Here is a 26,027-nt window from a genome sequence, read left to right on the forward strand (position 1 = left end):
GTTTCTTATGCAGCCCAAGTGGCTAGCACGATGCTATAGTCATCAGGGATGCCGCTCGCCGGATCGGGCGGCGCACTCCACAATCTGTTCCATCATGGCAACGACCGACACTAACGGATTCGCGCGCTACGCCTGGCTCACGGCCGGCCTGTCGTTGCTGTTCTGCGCCGCGTTCACGCTGTATGTGTGGAGCGAAAAGCAGATCGACCAGGCCAACGACATGCGCCACGAGAGCGAGCTGCTGTCGGAGGAGCTGCGCCAGTCGTCGGACGACCTGACCCACATGGCGCGCAGCTACGTGGCCACGGGCGAGCCGGCCTTCCGCCACCATTACGACGCCATCCTCGCCATCCGCGATGGCCGCGCCCCCCGCCCGCTCGAATACCACATCATCTACTGGGACCTGGTGCCAGCCGACGGCCATGCGCCGCGCGCGGACGGGCCGGCCGTGCCGCTGCTGACGCTGATGCGCCAGGCCGGCATCACCCCCGCCGAACTGGCGCTGCTGGCGCAATCGAAAGCCAATTCCGACCGCCTGACAGGGATCGAGCAGGCGGCCATGGCGCTGGCCGGACCGGACGCCGACGCGGCGGCCCGCGCCCGGGCCAACCGCATGCTGAACGACGCGGCCTACCACCAGGCCAAGGCCGGCATCATGCGCCCCATCATGCAATTCCAGCTCCAGCTGGAACAGCGCACGGACGCCAGCGTGTTCGATGCAAAAGAGCGGGCCGTGTGGGCGCGCCGGGCCTTCCTGCTGGCCGGCGCACTGCTGGTGACGCTGCTGCTGCGCGTGGTGTGGCTGCTGCGCACCACACTGGGCGCGTCCGTCCGGACCCTGCACGCCAGCATCGCTCGCCTGGGCAGGGGCGACTTCGAGACCCCGATCGCCGTGGAACCGGGACGTGAGCACAGCGTGCAGGGCTGGCTGGCGGCCACCCGCGCCAAGCTGGCCAGCAGCGACGCCAGCCGCGCGGCGGCCGAAGCGCAGGTGCGCTACCTGGCCCATTTCGATCCGCTCACGGGCCTGCCCAACGGCGCCCACATGCAGCAACTGGCCCGGCAAGCATTCGGCGACGCCGCCCTGGCCGGCCGCCCGGTGGCGCTGCTGTTCCTGGACCTCGATAACTTCAAGGACATCAACGACGCGCTGGGCCACGGCACCGGCGACGCCGTGCTGGCCGAACTGGCGCGCCGGCTGCGCGGCCAGCTCGCCCCCGAGGACGTGGCCTGCCGCCTGGGCGGCGACGAATTCGTGCTGCTGTTGCGCGACGCCGGGCGCGCACAGGCGCCCGCGCGCGCGCAACGGCTGCTGGCGGCCGTCGCCGCGCCGTGCCGCATCGAACAATATGACCTGAACCTGTCGGCCTCGATCGGCATCGCCATCTACCCGGAAGACGGCGACGGACTGGAACTGCTGCTGCAACGGGCCGACATGGCCATGTACCGCGCCAAGCATGAAGGCCGCAACGGCTACCGGCTGTTCGCGCCGGACATGCAAGCCCGGTTCACGCGCCAGCTGCAACTGGTGGCGGCGCTGCGCCAGGCGCTCGGCAGTGCGCAGCTGCACGTGGCGTACCAGCCGCAGGTGGCGCTGCACAGCGGCGCCGTGGTGGGCGCGGAAGCGCTGCTGCGCTGGCGGCACCCGGAACTGGGCAATGTGGCGCCGGGCGAATTCATCCCGGCCGCCGAACACAGTGGCCTGATCCTGCCGCTGGGCGAATGGGTGCTGCGCCAGGCCGTGCGCCAGGCGCGCGCGTGGATGGACGCGGGCCTGCCGCCGCTGACGATGGCCGTCAACCTGTCGGCGCACCAGTTCCGCCATCCCGACCTGCCGGCGCTGGTGAGCCGCATCCTGCACGAGGAAAGGCTGGCGCCCGAATACCTGGAACTGGAACTGACGGAAGGGGTGGCCATGCACGACCCGCACGGCGCCGTGCATACCATGAACCGCCTGCACGAACGGGGCGTGCGCATGGCGATCGACGATTTCGGCACGGGCTTCTCGTCGCTCAGCTACCTCAAGCAGTTCAAGATCTGCAAGCTCAAGATCGACCGCAGCTTCGTGCGCGACATCGACAGCAACCCCGAAGACCGGGCCATCGTGGCCGCCATCGTCAGCATGGCGCGCGGGCTGGGTCTAAGCACCGTCTCCGAAGGGGTGGAGACGGAGCAGCAACTGGCCCTGCTGCGCGAGCAGGGCTGTGACGACATCCAGGGCTACTACTACAGCCAGCCGCTGGCGCCCGACGCCTTCGAAGCCTTCGTCCGGGCGCGCATGGCGACGGCGGACCTCAGCTGCGTTTCATCACCAGCGTGAGGATGTCGTAGCTGGCGACCAGCTCGTCGTTCTGGTTGGTCACCTGCACGTCCCACGCCACCACGCCCTGGCCCACGCCCTTGTCGTCGGTGCGGTTGCGGTCCACCTTGCGCTTGCACGTGAGGCGCGCGCGGATGGTGTCGCCGATCGCCACCGGGGTGATGAAGCGCAGGTTGTCCAGCCCGTAGTTGGCCAGCACGGGGCCGGGCGCGGGCGAGACGAACAGCCCGGCCGCCGCCGACAGCACGAAGTAGCCGTGCGCGATGCGCTTGCCGAACTGCGTGTCGCGAGCGGCGATCTCGTCGAAGTGCATGTAGAAGTAGTCGCCCGAGACGCCGCCGAAGTTGACGATGTCCGCTTCGCTCACCGTGCGGCGGTGGGTCAGCAGCGAGTCGCCGATCTGCAGGTCCTGGAAGTACTTGCGGAACGGGTGCTGCTCGCTCTCGCGCACGGCCGCGCCGCGCACGTACTCGCCCGTGACGGCGGCCAGCATGGTGGGCGAGCCCTGGATGGCGGCCCGCTGCAGGAAATGGCGCACGGCGCGGATGCCGCCCAGTTCCTCGCCTCCGCCGGCCCGGCCCGGGCCGCCGTGCTTGAGCTGCGGCAGCGGCGAGCCATGGCCGGTGGAATCGACGGCCGCTACACGGTCCAGGATCAGCACCCGGCCATGCGAGGCGGCGGCCATCGGCACGCAATAGGCGGCCGTGCGGGCGTCCTTGGTCACCAGCGTGGACACCAGGCTGCCCTTGCCGCGCGCGGCCAGCGCCATCGCTTCGTCGATGCCGTCGTAGGCGATGATGGTGCTGACGGGGCCGAACGCCTCCACGTCGTGCACGGCGTCGTTGCGCAGGCCGTCGCGGCACAGCAGCAGCGTGGGCGCGAAGAAGGCGCCGTTTTCCACGCCCTGCCCCACGGGCTTGAAGCCGTCGCCGGCGCTGAACACGATCTCGTTCCCGCGCGCCAGCATCGCCACCCGTTCAGCCACATCGCGCTGCTGGTCCTTCGAAGCCAGCGCGCCCATGCGCACGCCTTCCACGGACGGGTCGCCCACGCTGACCTTGGCCAGCCGCTCGCGCAACCGTTCGCCCACGGCCTGCACCTGCTGCTGCGGCACGATAATGCGGCGGATGGCCGTGCATTTCTGGCCCGCCTTGCCCGTCATCTCGCGCGCCACTTCCTTGATGAACAGGTCGAACTCGGGATCGTCCGGTGTCACGTCCGGCGCCAGGATGGCGCAGTTGAGCGAGTCCGCTTCGGCCGTGAACGGCACGGAGTTGGCCACCAGGTTGGCGTTAGTGCGCAGGCGCGCGGCCGTGTCGGCCGAGCCCGTGAAAGTGACCACGTCGGCGCCCGTCAGGCGGTCCAGCAGGTCGCCCGTGCCGCCGATCACCAGTTGCAGCGCGCCTTCGGGCAGCAGGCCCGATTCGTGCATCATGCGCACCAGCGCCTGTGTCAGGTAGCTGGTGGCCGTGGCGGGCTTGCCGATGCAGGGCATGGCGGCCAGGAAGCTGGGCGCGAATTTTTCCAGCAAACCCCAGATCGGGAAGTTGAAGGCGTTGATGTGCACGGCCAGCCCGCCGCGCGGCACCAGGATGTGGGTGCCGGCGAAGCCGCCGCTCTTGCCGAGCGCCATGGCCGGGCCTTCGTGCAGCACGTTGGACGACGGCAGCTCGCGGCTGCCCATGCTGGCGTAGGCGAACAGGGTGCCGGTGCCGCCCTCGATGTCGACCCAGCTGTCGGCGCGGGTGGCGCCCGTCAGGTGCGAGATCGCGTACAGCTCCTCCTTGCGGCCCACCAGGTACAGGGCCAGCGCCTTCAGGCGCGCGGCGCGCTGCTGGAAGTCCATCGCCATCAGGGCCGGCACACCGGTCTTGCGGGCGTAGTGGACGGCTTCGCTGAAGTCGATCTTTTCGGCGTGGGTGTGGTAGACGACGGCGTTGGTCAGGGCGTTGTGCAGCGGCGTGGCCGCTTCGGCGCCAAGCCAGCGGCCGCCGATCAGGCTTTGCAGGGTCGGGGTGTGGGCCATACTGTAGTCTCCGTTCGGTTCTTGGTCCGGCCAGTGCGGGGCGGCCGGAGTTCGTTAATCAGGGCGTGGCGTTCTTGTGCAGGTGCAGCGGCAGCGAGGTTTCCCATTCGATGCGCGGGCGGTCCGGTTCCACTTCCGTCAGCGCCTCCACTTCGCGCATGGTCTGCATCGAGCGCACGGCCAGCTCCTGGTACTGGGCCGTGCCCTCGCTCTTCCAGCGGATCTCATCGTCGCTCAGCGTGCGCAGCACGCGCGCGGGCGAGCCGACGGCCATGCTGCGCGGCGGGATCACCATGCCGGCCTTGACGAAGGCCATGGCAGCGACGATGCTGTCAGCGCCCACTTCGGCCTTGTCCATCACCACCGCGTTCATGCCCACCAGCGCGTTGCGGCCGATGCGGCAACCGTGCAGCACGGCGCCGTGGCCGATGTGGCCATCGCGCTCGACCACCGTATCGCAGCCGGGGAAGCCGTGCATCACGCAGGTGTCCTGCAGGTTGGCGCCCTCCTCGAGGATCAGGCGGCCGAAGTCGCCGCGCAGCGCGGCCAGCGGGCCGATGTAGCAGCGCGGGCCGACCACCACGTCGCCGATCAGCACCGCGCTCGGGTGCACGTAGGCGGTTGGATGCACGACCGGGGTGACGCCGTTGATTTGATAGACCTTGACCATGGGGCCGCTCCTTTCCTTACACGCGCTCGATGATGAGGGCGATGCCCTGCCCCACGCCGATGCACATGGTGCACAGGCCATAGCGTCCGCCCGTGCGTTCCAGCTGGTTCAGCGCCGCCAGCACCAACCGCGCGCCGGACGCGCCCAGCGGGTGGCCGATGGCGATGGCGCCGCCGTTGGGATTCACCTGCGGCGCGTCGTCGGCCAGGCCCAGGTCGCGCGTGACGGCCAGGCCCTGGGCGGCGAACGCCTCGTTCAGTTCGATCACGTCCATCTGCGCCAATGTGAGCCCGGTCTGGGCCAGCACTTTCTTGGTGGCCGGCGACGGGCCGAAGCCCATGATGCGCGGCGCCAGGCCGGCCGTGGCCATGCCCACCACGCGGGCCCGCTTCTTCAGGCCGTACTGTTCGGCGGCGGTGGCCGAGGCCAGCAGGATGGCGCAGGCGCCATCGTTCACGCCCGAGGCGTTGCCGGCCGTGACGCTGCCGTCCGGCGTGACGACGCCTTTCAGTTTCGCCAGCATCTCCAGCGTGGTGTCGGGACGCGGATGCTCGTCCGTGTCCACCACCTTAGGCTCACCTTTTTTTTGGTGCAGCGTGACGGGCACGATCTCGTCGCGGAACACGCCGGCCGCGTGGGCGGCGGCCCAGCGCTGCTGGCTGCGCACAGCGAACGCGTCCTGGTCGGCGCGGCTGATGTTGAACTCCGTGGCCACGTTCTCGGCCGTCTCGGGCATGCTGTCGATGCCGTAGCGCGCCTTCATCACGGGGTTGACGAAGCGCCAGCCGATGGTGGTGTCCTCGATCTTCGCCGCGCGCGAGAAGGCGCTGTCGGCCTTGCCCATCACGAACGGGGCGCGCGTCATGCTCTCGACGCCGCCGGCGATCACCAGCTGCGCTTCGCCGGACTTGATGGCGCGCGCGGCGATGCCCACCGCGTCCAGGCTGGAGCCGCACAGGCGGTTGATGGTGTTGGCCGGCACCTCCACCGGCAAGCCGGCCAGCAGCGCGGCCATGCGGCCCACGTTGCGGTTGTCCTCGCCGGCGCCATTGGCGCAGCCGTAGTAGACGTCGTCCACGGCGGTCCAATCCACGCCGGGGTTGCGCGCCATCAGGGCGGCGATGGGCAGCGCGGCCAGGTCGTCGGCGCGCACGCCGGCCAGGGCGCCGCCGTAGCGGCCGAAGGGGGTGCGGATGGCGTCACAGATGAAGGCGTCGTTCACGTAGGCTCCTCGTTGGGATGGTTCAATGTAGGGTTTCAGGCTGGCGTTCAAGACTTAGGGCGCTTGTCGACCACGCGCTTGGCCTTGCCCGTCAGCGTGCGTTCGATGCTGTTAGCCGCCAGCAGGCGCACCTTGGTGCTCACGCCCACGTAGGTCTTGATGTGGTGTTCCAGTTCGCGCGACAGGGCTTCCGTCTCGAACTCCGTCAACCGGCCCGACACTTCGGGACGCAGCTCGCCGATCACGTCCAGCTTGTCCAGGTGGCCTTCGCGCGAGACGACCAGCTGGTACACGGGCGCCAGCTTGGGCATCTTCAGCACCAGTTCCTCGATCTGGCTGGGGAACACGTTCACGCCGCGGATGATCAGCATGTCGTCCGAGCGGCCGGTGATCTTGCCGATGCGGCGCATGGAACGCGAGGTCGGCGGCAGCAGGCGCGTGAGGTCGCGCGTGCGGTAGCGGATCACGGGCAGCGCTTCCTTGGTGAGCGAGGTGAACACCAGTTCGCCCTCGCTGCCGTCGGGCAGCACTTCGCCCGTTTCCGGGTCGATGATCTCGGGGTAGAAATGGTCTTCCCAGATCACGGGGCCGTCCTTGCTCTCGATGCACTCGCTGGCCACGCCCGGCCCCATCACCTCGGACAGGCCGTAGATATCGACCGCGTCGATGCCGGCGCGGCGTTCGATCTCGGCGCGCATGGCATCCGTCCACGGCTCGGCGCCGAAGATGCCGACCTTGAGCGAACTGGCCGCCGGGTCCAGGCCCTGGCGCTGGAATTCCTCGACGATGTTGAGCATGTACGACGGCGTGACCATGATGATGGACGGCTTGAAGTCCTGGATCAGCTGCACCTGCTTTTCCGTCTGCCCGCCCGACATGGGCACCACCGTGCAGCCGAGCCGCTCGGCGCCGTAGTGCGCGCCCAGGCCGCCCGTGAACAGGCCGTAGCCGTAGGCGATGTGCACCATGTCGCCGCGCCGGCCGCCGGCCGCGCGGATCGAGCGGGCCACCACGTTGGCCCAGGTGTCGATGTCGTTCTGGGTGTAGCCGACCACCGTCGGCTTGCCAGTGGTGCCGCTGGACGCGTGCACCCGCACCACCTGCTCGCGCGGCACGGCGAACATGCCGAACGGGTAGTTGTCGCGCAGCTCCTTCTTGCCCGTGAACGGGAAGCGGGCCAGGTCGGCCAGCGTCTTCAGATCGTCCGGATGCACGCCGGCCGCATCGAACGCGGCCCGGTAGTGCGGCACATTGTCGTAGGCGTGGCGCAGCGACCATTGCAAGCGTTGCAGTTGCAGCGCCTGCAGTTCATCCTTGCTGGCGCGTTCGATGGGCTCCAGATCGTCCGGGCCGGGAATACGATTTACCATTGCTCTCTCCTTGCGGGCGCTGTGGCGCCCGGTGCTGCGATGCGAGACGGATCAGACGAAAGAAGGCGGCGGCGTCACCTCGCCGCTCACACGGTGCGATTTGCCGCGCATGAGCGCCAGCACCCGCCCGTTCTGGTCGCTGACCCGGATGTCGTAGACCCCGCTCTTGCCGGCCAGCGCCTGCTCCACCGCCTCGGCGGTGAGGATGTCGCCCAGCCGGCCGGGGGCCAGGTACTCGATCGTGCAGCCGGCGCCCACCGTGTTTTGGTTGTGGCTGTTGCACGCAAACGCGAAGGCGCTGTCGGCCAACGCGAAAATAAAGCCGCCGTGGCAGGTCTGGTGCCCGTTCAGCATATCTGCCCGCACCGGCATGCTCATGCGCGCATAGCCCGGACGGATGGAATCGAGGGTCATGCCCAGCCCCTGGCTGGCAGGATCACGCGCGTACATGGCGGCGCCGGCTGCCTCGGCCAGCGCCTGCGCCTGCTCGGGCGTCAGCGCAGGGCGGTGGGCATGGGCGTCTTTATGCGCTTCTTTATGCGCCTCTTTGTGCACGTCCTTGTGGACTTCCTGATTGGCGACGTTATGCATGGATGGGCACTCCCGAAGCATGATGGCGGCGCAGCAGCGGCGAGACGCGATAGCGGTCCTCCCCGTAACCCTGTGCCAGGTTGTGCAGCACGGTGACCACATGGTCCACGCCCACGGCGTCGGCCCAGGCAAGCGGGCCGCGCGGATAGTTGACGCCCTTCTGCATGGCGATGTCGGCCGCCTGCGCGCTGCATACGCCCTGGTGCACGGCGTCGGCCGCCTCGTTGGCCAGCATGGCGACGGTGCGCATCACGGCCAGTCCCGGCACGTCGTCGAGGCGGGTGACGGTGAAGCCGGCCGCCTGGAACAGGCCGACCACGGCGTTGAACGCGGCCGGGTCGCACTGGTCGGCGCAGGCCACGGCGATGCGTTTGGCCGTGGCGAAGTCCAGCGCGAGGTCGAACAGCACCGTGTCCGCATGCTGGTTGTCGCGCGCGCGGGCGGTGGCCGTGCGGCCATCGGTCAGGTAGACGGCGGCGCCGTTGCAGTGGAAGGCGGGCGCCTCGCCGCTCGCATGGCCTTCGGGCGCATGGCGCAGCGGCACGTCGATGCCGCGTTCGCGCAGGCGGGCGGCCAGCGCTTCGGTGACGGGGCCATGGGTGCCCGGCTCCACTTCAAAATTAACCTGGGCGGGACGCGGTTGCGTCATTTCGCAACGCGGCTGCGGCACGGCCGCGCCTTCGCCATACGGATAGCAGCCACGGCCCGATTTGCGGCCCAGGAAGCCGGCGTTGACCAGCTCCAGCTGCTGCACGGACGGCGTGAAGCGCGGATCATTGAAATAGGCTTGGAACACGGACTGGGTGACAGAGAAATTGACGTCGTGCCCGATCAGGTCCATCAGCTCGAATGGCCCCATGCGGAAGCCGCCCGCCTCGCGCAGCACGGCGTCGATGGTGGCGGCGTCGGCGGCCTGCTCGTTCAGCAGGCGCCAGCCTTCGGCATAGAACGGCCGCGCCACCCGGTTGACGATGAAGCCGGGCGTGGACTTGGCATGCACGGGGCTCTTGCCCCACACTGCGGCCGTGTCGAACACGGTGGCCGCCACGGCGGCGTCGGTGGCCAGGCCGCTCACCACTTCCACCAGCGCCATCAGCGGCACGGGATTGAAGAAGTGCATGCCCGCCAGCCGTTGCGGCAGGCGCAGCGGCGCGCCGATGGCCGTGACGGAGATGGACGAGGTGTTGGTGGCCAGGATGCAGTCGTCGCCGACGATGGTTTCCAGTTCCGTGAACAGGGCGCGCTTGGCATCCAGGTTCTCCACGATGGCTTCCACCACCAGTCCCGCATCGGCCACATCGGCCAGCGTGACGGCGGCCTGCAGGCGCGCGCCGGCGGCGGCCGCGTCGGCCGCGCTCATGCGCTCCTTTTCCACCAGCTTGTTGAACATGCCGATGACGCCGGCGATGGCCTTGGCCACCGCTTCCGGCCGGGTGTCGAACAGCTTGACGGTGTAGCCGGCGGCGGCGGCCACCTGGGCGATGCCGCTGCCCATGGCGCCGCTGCCAATCACGGCCACCGCGCGCGAAGTCGGGAGGGCCGTCATGCTCATTTACCCGTGAAGTTGGGGGCGCGCTTGGCCATGAAGGCGGCCACGCCTTCGCGGTAGTCGTCGCTGTTACCGAGTTCGCTCATCATGCCGCATTCGAGCGTGAGCTGCTGTTGCAGGGTGTTGGCCGGGCTGGCGTACAGCGCCTGCTTGGTGAAGGCCAGGCCCTTGGTGGGCGCGCTGGCGAAGTGCCTGGCCATGGCAGAAGTTTGCTGCGCCAGTTCGTCATCGGGCACGCACTTCCAGATCAGGCCCCAGGCTTCGGCTTGTTCGGCGCTGAGCTTCTCGCCCAGCATGGCCATGCCCATGGCGCGCGCCGTGCCCACCAGCCGTGGCAGGAAATAGGTGCCGCCCGTGTCCGGGATCAGGCCCAGCTTGCAGAACACTTCCACGAAGCTGGCCGATTTGGCAGCCAGCACGATATCGCAGGCCAGCGCCAGGTTGGCGCCTGCGCCCGCCGCCACGCCGTTGACGGCGCAGATCACGGGCATGGGCAACGCGCGCAGCGACAGCACCAGCGGCGCGTAGTTCTTCTCGACCGAGTCGCCCAGATCGACGCCGCGCGCGCCCGGTTCGACGGCGCGGTCGGCCAGATCCTGTCCGGCGCAGAAGCCGCGCCCGGCGCCCGTGAGCACGAACACGCGCACGCTCTTGTCGCCGTTCACGCGGTGGATCGCGTGCTTGACTTCATCGTGCATGGCCTGCGTGAAGCTATTGAGCTTGTCCGGGCGGTTCAGCGTGAGCTGGGCTATGCCGTCGTTGATCTCGAACAGGATGTTTTCGTAGTTCATGGCGTCTCGCGGATGATTATTCTGTTGATGGGATTTATTCAGCCTGGTCGAAATCGACCACCAGCTTGTCCGTCACGGGGAAGCTCTGGCAACTCAGCACGAAGCCACGCGCGATCTCGTAATCCTCCAGCGCGTAGTTGACGTCCATGTCCACCTTGCCGTCCACCACCTTGCAGCGGCAGGTCGAGCATACGCCGCCCTTGCACGAATAGCGCATGTCGATGCCGGCCCGCAGGCCCGCGTCCAGCACGGACTCCTTGTCCTTGTCCATGGTGAAGGTGGTGTGGTTGCCGTCCATGATGACCGTCACCTCCGTCTCGTGGCGCGCCAGCGCCGGGTCCAGCGCGCGCTTCTGGTGCTGGTGCTTGGGGATGCTGGCCGCGAACAGCTCGATCTTGACCTGCGACTTGGGCATGCCCGCCTCCTGCAGCGCCTCCGACACGCCATGCATCATGTCCTCCGGGCCGCAGATGAAGGCCACGTCGTAGTCCTTGATATCGATCCAGTGCTGCAGGAACTGCTGGCATTTTTCCTTGGTGATGCGGCCGTTGAACAGGTCGATGTCCTGCTGCTCGCGGCTCATCACGTAGGCCAGGTTGAGGCGGTCCAGGTACTGGTCCTTGAGGTCCGTCAGTTCCTCCTTGAAGATCACGGACGAGGAGGCGCGGTTGCCGTAGAACAGCGTGAAGCTGCTGTGCGGTTCGGCCAGCAAGGTGGTCTTGATGATGGACAGGATGGGCGTAATGCCGCTGCCCGCCGCGAAGGCCACGTAACGGCGGCGGCTTTGCGGATCGAGCGGCACATTGAAGTGGCCCATGGGCGGCATCACTTCCAGCGTGGCGCCGGCCTTGAGCGTGTCGTTGGCCCAGCCCGAGAACAGGCCGCCCGTGGTGCGCTTGATGGCCACGCGCAGCGCGCCATCCTGCACCGCCGAGCAGATCGAATACGAGCGGCGCACGTCCTCGCCGTTGATGTGGGTGCGCAGCGTGAGGTGCTGGCCCTGCTGGAACGCGAAACTGTCGCGCAGTTCCGGCGGCACGGCGAAGGTGACGGCGATGGTGTCGCGCGTTTCATTGCGCACCTGAGAGACGGTCAACGGATAGAATTTGCTCATGGTGGTCAGTGGCACTTGAAGTAGTCGAAAGGCTCGCGGCAATCCAGGCATTTATAGAGCGCCTTGCATGGCGTGGAGCCGAACTGGCTGGTGAGTTCCGTATGGGTGGAGCCGCACTGCGGACAGGCGACGACGGGCTGCGCGCCCAGTCCCGGCAAGGCGCCGCGCTTGACGCCCTGGCGGTCCCGCAAGCCGCTGATGTCGATGGCCTGCTGCACCGGCGGGGCGATGCCGTAGCCACGCAGCTTGGCCTTGCCCGATTCGCTCATCCAGTCCGTGGTCCAGGCTGGCGTGAGCTGGGTCTGCAGCCGCACATCGGCCACACCGCGCGCGCGCAGCGCGTCCGTGACGGCGTCCGCGATCACCTGCATGGCCGGGCAGCCGGAATAGGTGGGCGTGATGGTGACGGTGCAGGCGCCGTCTTCGGCCACCTCGACCGCGCGCACGATGCCCAGGTCCACCACCGAGATCACGGGGATCTCGGGGTCGGCCACCTCGGCCAGCCAGGCCCACACCTGCTCGGCGGTGACGGCGGCGGTTTGCATGGCCATCACCTTCGTCACCATTCCGCGCCGGGATAGGCGCGCTGCAGGAACTGCATCTCGGCCAGCAGGTAACCCAGGTGTTCGCTGTGCACGCCCTGCTTGCCGCCCTTTTGCATCCACGCGTCCGGCGACGGCATGACGAGGGTGGCCTCGGCGAAGATGGCGGCCACGTGCTCCAGCCACTGGGCCCGCAGCGGCGCGGCGGCCGGCGCCACACCCGCGTCCACCATGGCCTGGTCGACGGCGTCGTAGTTGAACATCTCGCCCGTGTACATCCACAGCGCGTCGGCCGCGGCCTGCACCTTGGCGTGGCTCTCCGGCGTGCCGTCGCCCATGCGCACCACCAGGTCGCCGCTGCGGCGCAGGTGGTAGGTCACTTCCTTTAGCGACTTCTCGGCGATGCCGGCGATGCGCGCGTCGGACGATTTGGTCAGCGCGCCGATCAGGAAGTAGTGCCAGGTGTCGAAGAAGAACTGGCGCATCATGGTGTCGGCGTAGTTGCCGTTGCGCTGTTCCACCAGCAGGCAGTTGCGGAACTGGTGGGCGTCGCGGTGGAAGGCCAGGCGGTCCTCGTCGCGGCCCGCGCCTTCCAGTTCGCCGGCGTAGCTGTACCACAGGCGGGTCTGACCCAGCAGGTCGAGCGAGACGTTGGTGAGCGCCATGTCCTCCTCCAGCGCCGGCCCTTTGCCGCACAATTCGGAGATGCGCTGGCTCAGCACGAGGGCGTTGTCGCCCAGGCGCAGCAGATAGTCGAACTTGTTTTGATCCACGGTGGACACTCCCGCTTACAGGTTCTTGACTTCTTCCGGCATCGGGAAGAAGGTCGGATGGCGGTACACCTTGCTGTTGGACGGCTCGAACAGCGCGCCCTTGTCGGACGGGCTGCTGGCCACGATATCGGCCGCGCGCACCACCCAGATGCTCACGCCCTCGTTGCGGCGGGTGTAGACGTCGCGCGCGTTATTGATCGCCATTTCGGCGTCCGACGCGTGCAGGCTGCCCACATGCTTGTGCGCCAGGCCGTGCTGGCTGCGGATGAACACTTCCCACAATGGCCATTCTTTGCTCATGCGATTCTCCTCGTTTTATCGTTATCAGGCGGCCGCCTTGGCGGGGGCGTGCTTGTCGGCGTAGGCCGTGAGCGCGTCGCGGAACCACTGGCCGTCCTCGTAGGCCTTGACGCGGGTGGCCAGGCGCTCGCGGTTGCAGGGGCCGTTGCCCTTCAGGACGGCGTGGAATTCATCCCAGTCGATTTCGCCGAATTCGTAGTGGCCCGTTTCGGCGTTGAACTTCAGGTCGGGGTCGGGAATGGTCAGGCCCAGGTACTCGGCCTGGGGCACGGTCTGGTCCACCATGCGCTGGCGCAGTTCATCGTTGGAGAACAGCTTGATGCGCCACTGGGCCGATTGCGCGCTGTTGACCGAGGCCGCGTCGGACGGGCCGAACATCATCAGCGACGGCCACCACCAGCGGTTCAGCGCGTCCTGCGCCATGGCCTTCTGCTCGGGCGTGCCGCGCGACAGCGCCAGCATGATGTCGTAGCCCTGGCGCGCATGGAACGATTCCTCCTTGCAGACGCGGATCATGGCGCGCGAGTACGGGCCGTACGAGCAGCGGCACAGCGGGATCTGGTTGATGATGGCCGAGCCGTCCACCAGCCAGCCGATGGCGCCCATGTCGGCCCACGACAGCGTGGGGTAGTTGAAGATGCTTGAATACTTGGCTTTGCCGGCATGGAGGGCGGCCAGCAGCTCGTCGCGCGAGACGCCCAGCGTTTCGGCCGCGCTGTACAGGTACAGGCCGTGGCCCGCCTCGTCCTGGATCTTGGCCAGCAGGATGGACTTGCGCTTGAGCGTGGGGGCGCGCGTGACCCAGTTCCCCTCCGGCAGCTGGCCCACGATTTCCGAGTGGGCGTGCTGCGAGATCTGGCGGATCAACGTCTTGCGGTAGGCGTCCGGCATCCAGTCCTTGGCCTCGATCTTGACACCGGCGTCGATGCGTTCCTGGAACGCGCGTTCTTCCGCGCTCATGTCATCCAGGTTGCGAACTTGCTTGAGCCCCGTTTCCACCATCTGTGCATACATGATTGATCTCCTAGTGAGAGAACGCATCATACGATACGAATTTTCGTTTGGCTACACGTTTTTTGAGTCATATCGAAATTTCGTATCTTGTCATAGGCAAGCATGAAAATAATGCTGCGCTCAAGCCGGGGCAAAGTAAACTGCTGCCTGGTTTGCATCATTCAATTTGCCGGATCCGATTTTGCCCATGACAACGATGACTTGCGACGACTGGATAGCCCACTTCCTCGCCACCGACCCACCCCGTTCCAAATCGCTGGTGGTGACCATCTTCGGCGACGCCGTGGTGCCGCACGGCGGCATGGTGTGGCTGGGCAGCCTGATCAACCTACTGGAGCCGTTCGGCGTAAACGACAGGCTGCTGCGCACTTCCGTGTTCCGCCTGGCGCAGGAAGGCTGGCTGGGCGCGCAGCGTGACGGGCGCCGCAGCTCGTATGCGATTCCAGCCGAGGCCATGGCCCGTTTCAGCCGCGCCTACCGCCGCATCTACGCGCCGCTACAACTGCACTGGGACGGCAACTGGACCCTGCTCTTGAGCGCAGGCGGCAACATCACGCCGGCCGAACGGAGCGCGCTGCGCAAGGAACTGTTGTGGCAAGGCTACAGCATGATCGCGCCCGGCATCTTCGGCCATCCGGCCGCCGAGGCCGATGTGCTGGAAGCCTTGCTGGGCCGCGTGGGCGTGCGGGGCAAGCTGTACGTGTGCCGCGCCAGCACGCTGCCGCAGGTGAGCGCGCGCCCGCTCAGCGACATGGTGGCCGAGGGCTGGGACTTGTCGGACGTGGGAGCGGGCTACCAGAATTTCATGCGCCAGTTCACGCCGCTGCTGGACTTGCTGCGCGGGCAGCCTGCCATCTCCGCCCAGCAGGCCTTCGTCGTGCGCAGCCTGCTGATCCACGCTTACCGTCGCGTGCAACTGCACGATCCCCAGTTGCCGGTGGAACTGCTGCCCGACCCGTGGCCGGGCGCCCAGGCTTACGAACTGGCGCGCGACATCTACCGCCTCGTATTCGCGCAAGCCGAGGACTTCATCATGGCCACCTTGCGCCGCGAGGACGAGCAGGCCCCCGAGGCGGACGACAGCTTCTACCAGCGTTTCGGCGGGCTGCGCTAAGCCAGCCTCTCCCCACGTTCAGATCCCGGGTTTAGAGCCCGGAGTCTATCTGTTAGCTTGTCCATGTCTTGACTAGAATAAAATTCTAGAACAATATTCTAGTCATGAAAACAGCCGACACCACCATCCCACTCGACCGCAAAAGCGCCATCCTGGCTGCCGCGCTGGCCGTATTCGCCGAAAAAGGCATAGCAGCGGCCACCATCGACGACATCCGCCAGCGCAGCCAGGCCTCCGTGGGCAGCATCTACCATCACTTCGGCACCAAGGAAAACATCGCCGCCGCCCTGTTCGCGCAAGGGCTGGACGATTACTGGAACGGCCTGCTGGCCGGCGTGCGCGCCGCGGAAGACGCGCGTACCGCCATTCACAACCTGCTGTCCACCCACCTGGAATGGATCGTGGCGCGCCCCGAACTGGCGCGCTTCCTGTTCGCGCGGCGCCAGGCCGTGAGCCCGGCCCACGACCAGGCCATCCGCGAACTGACGGCCAACCATTTCAAGACCATGCTGGCCCTGCTCAAGCCGTGGTTCCAGCAAGGGATATTGCGCCGCCTCGCGCCCGAGCTGTACGCCCCGCTGCTGCTGGGCCCCGCGCAGGAACTGGCGCGCCACTGGCTGGGCGGCCGATTGCTGCACGACCCGCGCGCCGCCATCGACGAACTGAGCGCCGCCGCCTGGCGCAGCCTGGCCACGGACGATGCCCTGGCCGCCACCCTGCCCCGCCCCGTCCACCAGGAGCCGAAGCAATGACCCGCACCCGCCACACCCTGCACGCCCACGACGGCCACGCGCTGACCGCCTATTCCTACGAACCGGCGCAGCCGCTGCGCGCCCACATCGTGATCGGGCCGGCGATGGCCGTGCCCCAGTCGTTCTACAACGACTTCGCCACCTTCCTCGCCAAACAGGGCTACCGGGTCTGGACCTTCGACTACCGGGGCATGGGCGAATCGCGGCACGGCGCGCGGCGCGCCTGCACGGCCAACATCACGGATTGGGTCACGCTCGATTACGACGCCGTGCTGCACCACGCCAGCGCAGGGCAAGACGGCCTGCCGCTGTTCGTGCTCGGCCACAGCCTCGGTGGCCAGACTGTGCCGCTGCTGCCTTCGATAGAAAAAGTGAGCGGCGTGATCAACATCGCCGTGGGCAGCGGCGCGCTGCGCCACAACCAGCCCAGCGTGCGGCGCAAGGCGCCGTTGATGTGGCATGTGTTCACGCCCTTGCTGTGTCCCGTGTTCGGCTACTTCCCCGGCGCCCGCATCGGCGTGGTGGGCGACATCCCGCGCCGCGTGATGTACCAGTGGCGCCACTGGTGTCTGCAGCCCGACTACCTGCTGCAAGGGGAACCGGGCGCGCGCGAGGCGTACGCGCGCGTGCGCCAGCCCGTGCTGGGGCTGACGTTCAGCGACGATGAGCTGCTGCTGGAATCAGGCTCGCGCATGCTGCACGAGGCCTACCGCGGCGCCCGGGTGGACTACCGCGAACTGAGTCCCGGCCAGTTCGGCTTGAAACGCATCGGCCACTTCGGCTTCTTCCGCCGTGAGCAGGAAACCATCCTGTGGCCGCTGGTGAGCGACTGGCTGGAACAGCGTCTTACTTGCGTCCCATGCTGATCAGGTAGTTCTGCATGGTCGCCTCGGCCACCGAGGCCCACTGGTTCTGGTCCTGGCGGAAGCGCTTCCACGGCTCGTAGATCTTCTTGAACTTGGCGTTCTTGGCCGCTTCCTCCTCCATCACCTGCTGGGTGACTTTGTAGGCTTCGTCCATGATGTCCTTCGAGAACGTGTGCAGCTTGATGCCGGCCTTGAGCAGGCGCGCCAGCGCGGCCGGGTTCTTGGCGTCGTACTCGGCCTGCATCACCACGTGGCACTCGTAGCTGGCTGCCTCGATGGCCGCCTGGTATTCCTTGGGCAGCTTGTCCCATTCCTTGTGGTTGATGTAGAACGACAGCTGCGGGCCGGCCTCCCACCAGCCCGGCGCGTAGTAGTGCGGCGCCACGCGGGCCAGGCCCAGCTTCTCGTCATCGTACGGGCCGACCCACTCGGCCGCGTCGATGGTGCCCTTTTCCAGCGCCGCATACAGGTCGCCGGCCGGGATCTGCTGCGGCACCACGCCCATGCGCTCCATCACGCGGCCGGCGAAACCGGCCACCCGCATCTTCAGGCCCTTCATGTCGGCCACCGAGCGGATCTCCTTGCGGTAGAAGCCGCCCATCTGGGTGCCCGTGTTACCGGCCATGAAGTTGACGATGCCGTAGCCCTTGAAGAATTCGCGCATCAGCTCACGGCCGCCGCCCTGGTCGAACCACGCCGTCTGCTGGCGCGAGGTGAGGCCGAACGGCACGGCGCAATCGAAGGCGAACGCCGGATCCTTGCCGAAATAGTAGTAGGACGGCGTGTGGCCCATCTCCACCGTGCCGGCCTGCACCGCGTCCAGCACCTGGAAGCCGGGCACGATCTCGCCGGCCGCGAAGGCGCGGATCACGAACTTGCCGCCCGTGAGCTCGGCCACGCGCTTGGTGAACTTGTCGCAGGCGCCAAAGATGGTATCGAGCGTCTTGGGGAAGCTGGAGGTGAGGCGCCAGCTGATGGCGGGCTGGCTTTGCGCCAGGGCCGGCGCGGACAGGGCGGCGGCGGTGGCGCCGGCGGCGGATTTGGTGAGGAAGGAACGACGCTGCATGAACTGGACTCCGAATAATTGGTTTCGCCGGAACGACAAGCGGGCCGTTAAGTGTAGAGCCATCTTGCCAGACGGGCAATCGCACACGCCCCGTTTGCGGCCTGCACGTGACCAAAGCTAGTATCATTGCGACAATTGCGCCACAAGCGCAATGGACTTTCACTCTGAATTCAACAGGACACCTGTAATGCCTATCAAAATCAGCCATCAATTCGATGCCGGCGCGATCGACGTGCTGCGCGCGGACGCCCCTTCCGCCATCGAGCTCAATATCCGCAAGGACTCGCACGCCGACATCACCCAGTGGTTCTTCTTCCGCGTGCAGGGCGCGCGCGAAACGGCGCTCACCATGCGCTTCCTGAACGCCGGCCAGAGCGCCTATCCGGACGGCTGGAAGGACTACGAGGCCGTGGCCAGCTACGACCGCGAAACCTGGTTCCGCGTGCCCACCAGCTTCGATGGCCAGGTGATGACGATCGACCACACGCCCACCCACGACAGCGTGTACTACGCCTATTTCGAGCCCTACTCGTGGGAACGCCACCTGGCCCTGCTCGACTCGGCGCAGCTGTCGCCGCTGGTGCAGCTGGTGGACCTGGGCAGCACCATCGATGGCCGCGACCTCAACATGCTGGTGATCGGCAATCCGGCCGCCGAGAAAAAAGTGTGGGTGATCGCGCGCCAGCATCCGGGCGAGACGATGGCCGAATGGTTCGTCGAAGGCATGGTCGAGGCGCTGCTGGACCCGGCCAACCCGTTCGGCCGCCAGTGCCTGACGGAGGCGGAATTCTACGTGGTGCCGAACATGAACCCGGACGGCTCCGTGCGCGGCAACCTGCGCACCAACGCGGCCGGCGCCAACCTCAATCGCGAGTGGATGAACCCCACCATGGCGCGCAGCCCGGAAGTGTTCCTGGTGCGCGAGAAAATGCACGAAGTGGGCTGCGACCTGTTCCTCGACGTGCATGGCGACGAAGGCCTGCCCTACGTGTTCGTGGCCGGCAGCGAATCGCTGCCCGAGTTCACGGCCGAGCAGGCGGCGGCCCAGCAGAAGTTCATCGCCGACTTCAAGATCGCCAGCCCGGACTTCCAGGACGAGCATGGCTACGGCGCCACCCCGTTCACGGCCGAGACGCTGACCATGGGCTCGCCCTACGTCACCCACGCCTTCGGCTGCCTGTCGCTGACGCTGGAAATGCCGTTCAAGGACAACGCCAACGATCCCGACCCGGAAGCCGGCTGGAGCGGCGCCCGTAGCGCCGAGCTGGGCAAATCCATCCTGCAGCCGGTCCTGCAAGCGCTGCGCGCACAGTAAGCACTCACTTACATCTTCGTCACCAGGGGGCCAGCACCAAGCTGCATACAGGAACCCATGTACGCATGCTGGACCTGGCCCCCGTCCAATTTCCAACCCGCATCAAATCAAGCTACGCCGTCCGGCGTATTGCCTTCAAACAAATCGCAAATTATAATCATTCTCATTTGCAGTTAAACCAACAACGCTCTTGCAATGCGAATGACACTTCCTGCGACCTTGACGCGCCTGGCAGGCGCCGCCGTGCTGCTGGCCCTGAGCGCCTGCGGCGGCGGTTCCTCCTCTGGTAACAGCACCGCCCCCACGCCCACAGCCAAGCTGAGCGAACCGGCCCAACTGGGCGCGCTGATCTTCAGCGACCAGTCGCTGTCCGCCTCCGGCCGCCAGTCGTGCGCCAGTTGCCACAACCCGGCCAACGCCCACGGCCCCACCAGCGACTTGGCGGCGGAACTGGGCGGCCCGGACGGCACCACGCCCGGCTTCCGCGCCGCGCCCTCGCTGCGCTACCTGGACCGCACCCCGGTCTTCGCCTTCGCCAAGGATGGCACGCCCACGGGCGGCTTCGACCGCGACGGCCGCGCCCAGTCGCTGGCCGAGCAGGGCCAGCGCCCGTTCCTGGCGCCACACGAAATGGCCAACGCCAGCGTGGCCGACGTCATCGCCCGCCTGAAGCAGACGCCATACGCGGCCCGCTTCCGCCAGCAGTTCGGCGACACCATCCTCGACCAGCCCGAGCAGGCCTTCAGCCGCATGACCTACGCGCTGCAGCAGTTCCAGCTGGAAGACCCGTCGTTCCACCCCTACGATTCCAAGTACGACCTGTTCCTGGCCGGTAAAGTGCAACTGGCCGACGCCGAACTGCGCGGCCTGGCCCTGTTCAACAACCCCACCAAGGGCAATTGCGCGGCCTGCCACACGAGCGCGCGCGGTGCGGACGGCGCGGCGCCCCTGTTCACCGACTTCACCTTCGACAACCTGGGCGTGCCGCGCAACCCGCGCCTGGCCGCCACCGCCGATCCAAGCTACTTCGACCTGGGCTTGTGCGGCCCGGACCGCACCGACCTGGCCGACCGCGCCGACCTGTGCGGCGCCTTCAAGGTACCCACGCTGCGCAACGTGGCCACGCGCAAGGTGTTCTTCCACAACGGCGCGTTCAGCAACCTGACCGACGTGGTGCGCTTCTACGTCACGCGCGACACCAATCCCGCGCTGTGGTATCCGGTCAACGCCGACGGCTCGGTGGAGAAGTTCAACGACCTGCCGCCCCAATACCGCGCCAACGTCAACGTGACGGAAGTGCCCTACAACCGCCAGCCCGGCATGGCGCCCGCCCTGTCGCCGGCCGAAATCGACGACCTGGTGCAGTTCCTCGGCACCCTCACCGACGGCTACAAGCATTAACCTTCAGACCTGCAGACGATAGAGAGAACATGATGAGCAAAACGACGAGCAAGATGATGAACAAACGTGTGATCGCGGTGGCCCTGGCGGCAGCCTTCCTGAACGCACCGCTGGCCGCCACGGCGAGCGAAGCGGAACTGCTGCAGCGTATCGAGAAAATGTCCGCCGAGCTGGAACAGCTGAAGGCTGAACTGCGCGCCAGCGTCAAGAAGACGGAAGCCGTCGAGCAGCGCCAGCAAGCCATGGCCGCCGCGCCGGCCGCCCCTGCAGCCCCTGCTGCCCCCGCAGCCCCTGCCGCTCCAGCAGCACCGGCCGCGCCTGCCGCTCCCGCCGCTCCCGCAGCGGCATGGGCAGCAGCCGCCTCCGCCCCGGCCACCATCGTCACCGGCTACGGCGAGATCAATTACAACCGTCCCACCAAGGACGCCAGCGCCGCCCAGGCCGACGTGCGCCGCGCCGTGATCGGCATCACCCACCGCTTCGACGACAAGACCAAGATGGTCTCCGAGTTCGAATGGGAACACGCCGTCGTCTCGGCCGACGACAAGGGCGAAAGCGAAGTCGAACAGCTGTACATCGAGCGCGAATTTTCCAACGGCCTGCGCGGCAAGGCCGGCCTGTTCCTGATCCCATCGGGCCTGCTCAACACCAACCACGAGCCGACCGCCTACTACGGCGTCGAGCGCAACTTCGTCGAGACGGCCATCATCCCCTCCACCTGGCGTGAAGTGGGCGTGGGCCTGTCGGGCGACACGGCCGGCGGCCTGACCTGGGACACCGGCATCACCACCGGCTTCGACCTGGGCAAGTGGGACGCCACCTCGGAAGACGGCCGTGAATCGCCGCTGGGCGCCATCCACCAGGAAGGCCAGCAAGCCAAGTCGCGCGACCTGAGCGTGCACGCGGCCCTGAACTGGCGCGGCGTGCCGGGCCTGCTGGTGGGCGGCTCGGTCTTCACTGGCAAGGCTGGCCACAAGGCCGCCGGTTTCGCCGGCCAGGACGCCCGCGTCACCGTCTACGACCTGCACACCCGCTACACGCCGGGCCACTGGGACCTGTCGGCCCTGTATGCGCGCGGCCAGATCAGCAACACGGAAGCGCTGAACGCCACGCTGGTCGGCAGCCCGACTCCGGTGCCGAGCAGCTTCGCCGGCTGGTACATGCAGGCGGCCTACCAGTTGCTCAAATCGGGCGACTACGTGCTGAGCCCCTTCGTGCGCTATGAGCAGTTCAACACGGCCAAGACCTACGCCGCCCTGCCGCAGGGCCTGGACGTGGCCGCCGGCACGGACGAGAAAGTGGCCACCGTCGGCGCCAACCTGAAAGTGGGCGAAGGCGTGGTGCTGAAGGCCGACTACCAGAAATTCCGCGAAGACAAAACCCGCGACCGCCTGAACCTGGGCGTGGGCTTCTCGTACTGATCGCCGGGCCGGCCATGCGCTACCTCGCCCTGATCCCGCTGGCGGCCGGTGCCGCCTGTGCGCCCGCCTTCGCCACCCAGTACCTGGACGTGGCGCAGGCGCAAAAGCTGATGTTCGCGGACGCCACCAGCTTCCGCGAACAGAACGTGGCGCTCACCCTGCCGCAGATGCAGCAGGTGGAAAAGCTGGCCGGCCTGCCGGCCCGCTCCGTGAACTGGCGCGTGTTCGGCGCCTACAAGGGCGACGCCCTGCTCGGCTACATGGTGCTCGACGACGTGGTCGGCAAGTTCGAGCTGATCTCGTACGCCGTCGGCCTCAATCCGGACGCCACCATCCGCCAGGTGGAAATCCTGGCCTACCGCGAAAGCCACGGCGGCGAAATCCGCACCCCGGCGTGGCGCCGCCAGTTCGTCGGCAAGACGGCGCCGGCCGGGCTGGCCATCGGCGACGGCATCAACAACATCAGCGGCGCCACGCTGTCGTGCACCCACCTGACGGACGGCGTGCGGCGCATCACCGCCATCGCCCAGGTGGCGCTGAAAAAATGATACGGCGCGCCCAGCCCTGGCTGGGGACCATGGTGGAGATCACCGTGGCCGACGCCGCGCTGGCGCCGGACGACGCGCAACAGGCGGTCACGCAAGCGTTCGCGCAAGTGGCGCTGGTGCACCGCCTGATGAGTTTTCACGACAGCGCCAGCGACGTGGCCCGCCTCAACCTGGCCTGGGCCAGCGACACCCTCGCCGTCCATCCCCACACCTGGCAGGTGCTGCACCTGGCCCAGCAAGTGGCCGACCAGTCGGACGGCATCTTCAACATCGCCTGCGCGCCGCGCCTGGTGGACTGGGAGTGCCTGCCCGCGCCGCAAGCCGACCTGCCGGCCTACCGCCCCGGCGTGACCGTGCTGCGCTGCGAAGCGAACAACATGGTGCGCAAGGCGGCGCCGGGCTGGGTGGACCTGGGCGGCATCGCCAAGGGCTACGCCGTCGACCTGGCCATCGAAGCGCTGTGCGCAGCCGGCGTGACCAGCGCCTGCGTCAACGCGGGCGGCGACTTGCGCGCCATCGGCGACGCGCCGTGGCCGGTGACGATCCGCGATCCGCGCGCGCTGGCGCGGGCCGGCGCCCGCATCACCATCCGCAACGAGGCGCTGGCCACCTCGGCCAACTATTTCACAGCGCGCCAGCACGCCGGGCGCACCATCAGCGCGCTGGTCGATGGCCGCGATGGCATGCCCATCACGGACGGCGCCAGTGTCTCCGTGCGCGCCGCCAGCTGCGCCGTGGCCGACGCGCTGACCAAGGTGGTGCTGGCCAGCGGCGACCGCGAACACCCGGCGCTGCGCGCCATGAACGCCACAGCGCTTATAATCTAGCCGATGCACACTCAGACCACCCAACAACGGGCCGCCGCCCGCCTCCACATCAACCTCAAGCTCGAACGCTGGCACCGCCGCTGCGTGTACGCCAGCCTGGCCCTGCTGCTGGCCAGCGGCGCCGCGTGGCTGGTGGCGCGCTACTGGCTGCGCCAGGCCGGCGAATTCGGTGAGACGGTCCACCCGCTGGAACCGTGGTCGATGAAGCTGCACGGCGCGGCTGTCATGCTGTCCCTGTTCTTCGTCGGCAGCCTGATGAACGCCCATATCCGGCGCGCGCTCAAGGCCGGCCGCAACCTGGCCACGGGCTGGGGCATGATCGTCACCTTGCTGTTCCTGATCGCCACCGGCTTCGGCCTGTACTACCTGGCCGGCGAGGGCGACCGCCCTGTGTGGTCGGCGCTGCACTGGGTGGTGGGGCTGGCGACGGGCGCGCTGTTCGTGCTGCACGTGGTGCTGGGACGGCGCAGCAACCCGCATCACCACCACTAGACCCGCGCCTCCCCTGCGGCGCCGCAAAGCTGGCCGCCGCAGGAAAAATACACTGGACTCCATCGCGCGCCCGTGCGCTACTCTGGAGATCCGTCATGAAGTCCCCCACCTGCCCCACGCCACGCCCGTCGCCATGCCCGGCATCCGCGCTGGCCCTGCTGGCCGCGCTGCTGCTCTCCGCCTGCGGCACACCCTACCATCCGCCAGTGAACATGCAGGCGGACACCCGCTTCCCCGGCCTGGCCGACCTGCTGGCCAACGCCAATGGAAAACCCGTCGATGTATTGCTAGTGCACGGCATCTGCAGCCACGACGCCAGCTGGGCCCCGCGCGTGGCGACGCAACTGGGCCAGGCCATGGGCGCCGCCTCCGCCGAACCGGCGCCGCCCCCGCCCCCGGCCGAAGATGGCCGCGTACAGGTCATCCCCACCACGCTCGACACCCGCTACGGCAAGCTGCGCGTGGACGCCCTGATCTGGTCCCCCCTGACCCGGCGCATCAAGAGCCAGCTCTGTTACGACCACAGCGAAGCATCCGCCGAATGCGCAGGCCAGCCCACGGTGGGCCTCACGCGCGCGCGCCTGAACGCGCGAGGCAAGGACACACTGGTGGACGACTGCCTGCCCGACGCCATCATCTACGAAGGCGCAGCGCGCGAGCAGATGCAGCTGGCCATGCGGGATGCCATCGTGCAGGTGCTGGCGGCGCGGCAGAAGGAAAATGCAGAACGGATGGGCAACATGGCGGCGCAAGTGCCGCTGGTGGTGATTTCCCACAGCATGGGCAGCAAACTGCTGTTCGACACACTGCTGCGCATGACGAATGAAGATGGGGCCTCGCCGCCGGCGCGGCTGGCGCGACAAGCCGTGGACCGGCTGCGCTACCTGGTGATGGCGGCCAACCAGATCCCGCTGCTGGCGATGGCCGACCAGCCGCTCATGGCTGGAAAAGAACTACGCGCCCCGGCAGAATCGCAAGACAGTTTGCAGCAGTTGCTGGCCTTGCGCCGCGTGCGCACAGGCGCAGGCGCGGGCACAAGCGCGGGTGCGGGTGCGGGTGCGGGCGCAGGTACGGGTGCGGGCAAGGCGTCGGCAGGCAACGTACGCGCAGCGACGTCGCCATTGGTGCTGGTCGGCTTCACCGACCCGAACGACCTGCTGTCCTACACCCTGCCGCCGCAACGCTACGACGGCGCGGGCGTGGTGGTGTTCAACATCCTCGTCTCGAACGCGCCCACCTGGCTCGGGCTGCTGGAACGGCCCGACCTGGCCCACCTGGACTACCTTGGCAATCCGGACGTAGACCGGCTGATCGTGTGCGGCCAGCCGGCCAGCGCGCGCTGCGACAAATAGGCGCTTACTTGTCCTTGTAGATGCCGCAGCTGACGATCAGGTCTTCGTATTTTTCGAAGTACATGGACTTCGGTTCGATGGTCTTGGAGACGGGGTTGACGAACTTGTAGTCCTGCCAGCCCTTGCCCTTGGCCTTGGCCATTTCCAGCCGCTCGCGGATATACAGCTTGCCGTCCTGGTCTTTGATGTCGATCAGGTTGACGCCCTGCATGCGCTTGTTGCTGCCATGGGCCAGTTCCACGCCCTTCAAGTCCATGATGGTCACGTACAGGTCGCGGTCGCGGTAGTTAGGGCTGAGGGTATTGATCTCTGCGATGGTCTTGTCGCGGCCATGGGCCTTGATGTCGGCGATGACTTTGTGCACCATCTGCACGGCCTGCTCGGCCGTTCCGTGGTCTTCTGCGAAGCAGTTGCTGACCAGGCACAGCGCGCTGATCAGGAACGCCGAAATGAATTTGCGCATGTTAATGTCTCCTTTGGGTGGTCTACCAACTAGTATCGCTCCGCAATCAATTGCGTTTCAATAAGGGACTACACGTAGCAAAATGAAAACCGGGGTCAGGTCATTGCGACAAGCAACTTGCCTGCCTT

Annotated in this window: 25 protein-coding genes; 11 read left to right on the plus strand and 14 right to left on the minus strand. The window is 67.3% G+C overall.

Annotated features, from left to right (window positions below; all coding sequences use genetic code 11):
- Positions 1-94: 94 nt before the first annotated feature.
- Positions 95-2,320, plus strand: a complete 2,226-nt coding sequence (locus H3H37_RS21140; RefSeq protein WP_182166207.1) for a putative bifunctional diguanylate cyclase/phosphodiesterase — start codon at positions 95-97, stop codon at positions 2,318-2,320.
- Here the strand turns inward: H3H37_RS21140 and paaZ are convergent.
- The 12 genes from paaZ to paaA form a co-directional block, all read right to left on the minus strand.
- Positions 2,295-4,346 carry a phenylacetic acid degradation bifunctional protein PaaZ gene (gene paaZ, locus H3H37_RS21145; protein WP_182166209.1) on the minus strand — a complete coding sequence of 684 codons (2,052 nt, stop codon included), beginning with the start codon at positions 4,344-4,346 and terminating at the stop codon, positions 2,295-2,297. The two genes, H3H37_RS21140 and paaZ, sit on opposite strands and share 26 nt — an antisense overlap.
- A 58-nt stretch (positions 4,347-4,404) precedes the next feature.
- Positions 4,405-5,016 carry a phenylacetic acid degradation protein PaaY gene (paaY, locus tag H3H37_RS21150; protein ID WP_182166211.1) on the minus strand — a complete coding sequence of 204 codons (612 nt, stop codon included), beginning with the start codon at positions 5,014-5,016 and terminating at the stop codon, positions 4,405-4,407.
- A gap of 16 nt (positions 5,017-5,032) precedes the next feature.
- Complete coding sequence (gene pcaF / locus H3H37_RS21155; RefSeq protein WP_182166213.1) at positions 5,033-6,238, minus strand: 3-oxoadipyl-CoA thiolase; 1,206 nt, start codon at positions 6,236-6,238, stop codon at positions 5,033-5,035.
- 47 nt (positions 6,239-6,285) lie between these two features.
- Complete coding sequence (gene paaK, locus H3H37_RS21160) at positions 6,286-7,608, minus strand: phenylacetate--CoA ligase PaaK (RefSeq protein WP_182166215.1); 1,323 nt, start codon at positions 7,606-7,608, stop codon at positions 6,286-6,288.
- A 51-nt stretch (positions 7,609-7,659) separates the two neighbouring features.
- Entirely contained in the window at positions 7,660-8,058 is a 399-nt protein-coding gene (gene paaI / locus H3H37_RS21165) for a hydroxyphenylacetyl-CoA thioesterase PaaI (RefSeq protein ID WP_229218955.1), read from the minus strand.
- Between the two features lie 133 nt (positions 8,059-8,191).
- The gene (paaH, locus tag H3H37_RS21170; RefSeq protein WP_182166219.1) at positions 8,192-9,745 is read right to left on the minus strand and encodes a 3-hydroxyacyl-CoA dehydrogenase PaaH; all 1,554 of its coding nucleotides are present in this window, start codon (positions 9,743-9,745) and stop codon (positions 8,192-8,194) included.
- A gap of 2 nt (positions 9,746-9,747) precedes the next feature.
- Positions 9,748-10,539, minus strand: coding sequence for a 2-(1,2-epoxy-1,2-dihydrophenyl)acetyl-CoA isomerase PaaG (paaG, locus tag H3H37_RS21175; protein WP_182166221.1), 792 nt, complete (start codon positions 10,537-10,539; stop codon positions 9,748-9,750).
- A 34-nt stretch (positions 10,540-10,573) separates the two neighbouring features.
- The gene (gene paaE / locus H3H37_RS21180) at positions 10,574-11,653 is read right to left on the minus strand and encodes a 1,2-phenylacetyl-CoA epoxidase subunit PaaE (RefSeq protein WP_182166223.1); all 1,080 of its coding nucleotides are present in this window, start codon (positions 11,651-11,653) and stop codon (positions 10,574-10,576) included.
- 5 nt (positions 11,654-11,658) lie between these two features.
- A complete protein-coding gene (paaD, locus tag H3H37_RS21185) occupies positions 11,659-12,219 on the minus strand; it encodes a 1,2-phenylacetyl-CoA epoxidase subunit PaaD (protein WP_375540024.1) in 561 nt (186 codons plus the stop codon).
- Positions 12,213-12,968 (minus strand): 1,2-phenylacetyl-CoA epoxidase subunit PaaC, encoded by a 756-nt coding sequence (gene paaC, locus H3H37_RS21190; RefSeq protein WP_182166227.1) that lies wholly within the window; start codon positions 12,966-12,968, stop codon positions 12,213-12,215. The genes paaD and paaC overlap by 7 nt, the downstream gene beginning before the upstream one ends.
- A 15-nt stretch (positions 12,969-12,983) precedes the next feature.
- Positions 12,984-13,268: a 1,2-phenylacetyl-CoA epoxidase subunit PaaB gene (gene paaB / locus H3H37_RS21195; protein WP_182166229.1), complete on the minus strand. Its 285-nt coding sequence runs from the start codon at positions 13,266-13,268 to the stop codon at positions 12,984-12,986.
- 24 nt (positions 13,269-13,292) lie between these two features.
- Entirely contained in the window at positions 13,293-14,282 is a 990-nt protein-coding gene (paaA, locus tag H3H37_RS21200) for a 1,2-phenylacetyl-CoA epoxidase subunit PaaA (protein WP_182166231.1), read from the minus strand.
- 187 nt (positions 14,283-14,469) lie between these two features.
- Between paaA and paaX the strand changes: the two genes are divergently transcribed.
- The 3 genes from paaX to H3H37_RS21215 all read left to right on the plus strand — a co-directional run bounded on the left by paaX (position 14,470) and on the right by H3H37_RS21215 (position 17,014).
- On the plus strand, positions 14,470-15,396 hold the full coding sequence (gene paaX, locus H3H37_RS21205) for a phenylacetic acid degradation operon negative regulatory protein PaaX (protein ID WP_182166233.1): 927 nt from the start codon (positions 14,470-14,472) through the stop codon (positions 15,394-15,396).
- A 104-nt stretch (positions 15,397-15,500) separates the two neighbouring features.
- Positions 15,501-16,148, plus strand: a complete 648-nt coding sequence (locus tag H3H37_RS21210) for a TetR/AcrR family transcriptional regulator (RefSeq protein ID WP_182166235.1) — start codon at positions 15,501-15,503, stop codon at positions 16,146-16,148.
- Entirely contained in the window at positions 16,145-17,014 is an 870-nt protein-coding gene (locus tag H3H37_RS21215) for an alpha/beta hydrolase family protein (protein ID WP_182166237.1), read from the plus strand. Before H3H37_RS21210 ends, H3H37_RS21215 begins: the two co-directional genes overlap by 4 nt.
- Here the strand turns inward: H3H37_RS21215 and H3H37_RS21220 are convergent.
- On the minus strand, positions 16,995-18,080 hold the full coding sequence (locus tag H3H37_RS21220) for a TRAP transporter substrate-binding protein (protein WP_182166239.1): 1,086 nt from the start codon (positions 18,078-18,080) through the stop codon (positions 16,995-16,997). The genes H3H37_RS21215 and H3H37_RS21220 overlap by 20 nt on opposite strands.
- A 187-nt stretch (positions 18,081-18,267) precedes the next feature.
- Between H3H37_RS21220 and H3H37_RS21225 the strand changes: the two genes are divergently transcribed.
- From H3H37_RS21225 to H3H37_RS21255, 7 genes are all read left to right on the plus strand, one after another.
- Positions 18,268-19,395, plus strand: coding sequence for a M14 family metallopeptidase (locus tag H3H37_RS21225; protein WP_182166241.1), 1,128 nt, complete (start codon positions 18,268-18,270; stop codon positions 19,393-19,395).
- Between the two features lie 195 nt (positions 19,396-19,590).
- The gene (locus H3H37_RS21230; RefSeq protein ID WP_182166243.1) at positions 19,591-20,796 is read left to right on the plus strand and encodes a cytochrome-c peroxidase; all 1,206 of its coding nucleotides are present in this window, start codon (positions 19,591-19,593) and stop codon (positions 20,794-20,796) included.
- A 29-nt stretch (positions 20,797-20,825) separates the two neighbouring features.
- Positions 20,826-22,217 (plus strand): putative porin, encoded by a 1,392-nt coding sequence (locus H3H37_RS21235; RefSeq protein WP_229218948.1) that lies wholly within the window; start codon positions 20,826-20,828, stop codon positions 22,215-22,217.
- Positions 22,218-22,231: 14 nt separating this feature from the next.
- Positions 22,232-22,765 (plus strand): FMN-binding protein, encoded by a 534-nt coding sequence (locus H3H37_RS21240; RefSeq protein ID WP_182166245.1) that lies wholly within the window; start codon positions 22,232-22,234, stop codon positions 22,763-22,765.
- On the plus strand, positions 22,762-23,592 hold the full coding sequence (locus tag H3H37_RS21245; RefSeq protein ID WP_182166247.1) for an FAD:protein FMN transferase: 831 nt from the start codon (positions 22,762-22,764) through the stop codon (positions 23,590-23,592). Before H3H37_RS21240 ends, H3H37_RS21245 begins: the two co-directional genes overlap by 4 nt.
- Positions 23,593-23,595: 3 nt before the next feature.
- Positions 23,596-24,084 carry a DUF4405 domain-containing protein gene (locus H3H37_RS21250; RefSeq protein WP_182166249.1) on the plus strand — a complete coding sequence of 163 codons (489 nt, stop codon included), beginning with the start codon at positions 23,596-23,598 and terminating at the stop codon, positions 24,082-24,084.
- Between the two features lie 95 nt (positions 24,085-24,179).
- Positions 24,180-25,436 carry a hypothetical protein gene (locus tag H3H37_RS21255; RefSeq protein ID WP_182166368.1) on the plus strand — a complete coding sequence of 419 codons (1,257 nt, stop codon included), beginning with the start codon at positions 24,180-24,182 and terminating at the stop codon, positions 25,434-25,436.
- Between the two features lie 4 nt (positions 25,437-25,440).
- Here the strand turns inward: H3H37_RS21255 and H3H37_RS21260 are convergent, their stop codons facing one another.
- On the minus strand, positions 25,441-25,899 hold the full coding sequence (locus tag H3H37_RS21260; RefSeq protein WP_182166251.1) for a cache domain-containing protein: 459 nt from the start codon (positions 25,897-25,899) through the stop codon (positions 25,441-25,443).
- Positions 25,900-26,027: the final 128 nt, after the last annotated feature.

This window comes from Rugamonas brunnea, assembly GCF_014042345.1.
GTDB lineage: Bacteria > Pseudomonadota > Gammaproteobacteria > Burkholderiales > Burkholderiaceae_D > Rugamonas > Rugamonas brunnea.

Bases quoted from the DNA above. Each gene is read 5' to 3' on its own strand.
- H3H37_RS21140 (WP_182166207.1), top strand. From the start codon at position 95: ATGGCAACGACCGACACTAACGGATTCGCGCGCTACGCCTGGCTCACG.
- paaZ (WP_182166209.1), bottom strand. From the start codon at position 4,346: ATGGCCCACACCCCGACCCTGCAAAGCCTGATCGGCGGCCGCTGGCTT.
- paaY (WP_182166211.1), bottom strand. From the start codon at position 5,016: ATGGTCAAGGTCTATCAAATCAACGGCGTCACCCCGGTCGTGCATCCA.
- paaK (WP_182166215.1), bottom strand. From the start codon at position 7,608: ATGGTAAATCGTATTCCCGGCCCGGACGATCTGGAGCCCATCGAACGC.
- paaI (WP_229218955.1), bottom strand. From the start codon at position 8,058: ATGTACGCGCGTGATCCTGCCAGCCAGGGGCTGGGCATGACCCTCGAT.
- paaH (WP_182166219.1), bottom strand. From the start codon at position 9,745: ATGACGGCCCTCCCGACTTCGCGCGCGGTGGCCGTGATTGGCAGCGGC.
- paaG (WP_182166221.1), bottom strand. From the start codon at position 10,539: ATGAACTACGAAAACATCCTGTTCGAGATCAACGACGGCATAGCCCAG.
- paaE (WP_182166223.1), bottom strand. From the start codon at position 11,653: ATGAGCAAATTCTATCCGTTGACCGTCTCTCAGGTGCGCAATGAAACG.
- paaD (WP_375540024.1), bottom strand. From the start codon at position 12,219: ATGGTGACGAAGGTGATGGCCATGCAAACCGCCGCCGTCACCGCCGAG.
- paaB (WP_182166229.1), bottom strand. From the start codon at position 13,268: ATGAGCAAAGAATGGCCATTGTGGGAAGTGTTCATCCGCAGCCAGCAC.
- paaA (WP_182166231.1), bottom strand. From the start codon at position 14,282: ATGTATGCACAGATGGTGGAAACGGGGCTCAAGCAAGTTCGCAACCTG.
- paaX (WP_182166233.1), top strand. From the start codon at position 14,470: ATGACAACGATGACTTGCGACGACTGGATAGCCCACTTCCTCGCCACC.
- H3H37_RS21210 (WP_182166235.1), top strand. From the start codon at position 15,501: ATGAAAACAGCCGACACCACCATCCCACTCGACCGCAAAAGCGCCATC.
- H3H37_RS21215 (WP_182166237.1), top strand. From the start codon at position 16,145: ATGACCCGCACCCGCCACACCCTGCACGCCCACGACGGCCACGCGCTG.
- H3H37_RS21220 (WP_182166239.1), bottom strand. From the start codon at position 18,080: ATGCAGCGTCGTTCCTTCCTCACCAAATCCGCCGCCGGCGCCACCGCC.
- H3H37_RS21225 (WP_182166241.1), top strand. From the start codon at position 18,268: ATGCCTATCAAAATCAGCCATCAATTCGATGCCGGCGCGATCGACGTG.
- H3H37_RS21230 (WP_182166243.1), top strand. From the start codon at position 19,591: ATGCGAATGACACTTCCTGCGACCTTGACGCGCCTGGCAGGCGCCGCC.
- H3H37_RS21235 (WP_229218948.1), top strand. From the start codon at position 20,826: ATGATGAGCAAAACGACGAGCAAGATGATGAACAAACGTGTGATCGCG.
- H3H37_RS21240 (WP_182166245.1), top strand. From the start codon at position 22,232: ATGCGCTACCTCGCCCTGATCCCGCTGGCGGCCGGTGCCGCCTGTGCG.
- H3H37_RS21245 (WP_182166247.1), top strand. From the start codon at position 22,762: ATGATACGGCGCGCCCAGCCCTGGCTGGGGACCATGGTGGAGATCACC.
- H3H37_RS21250 (WP_182166249.1), top strand. From the start codon at position 23,596: ATGCACACTCAGACCACCCAACAACGGGCCGCCGCCCGCCTCCACATC.
- H3H37_RS21255 (WP_182166368.1), top strand. From the start codon at position 24,180: ATGAAGTCCCCCACCTGCCCCACGCCACGCCCGTCGCCATGCCCGGCA.
- H3H37_RS21260 (WP_182166251.1), bottom strand. From the start codon at position 25,899: ATGCGCAAATTCATTTCGGCGTTCCTGATCAGCGCGCTGTGCCTGGTC.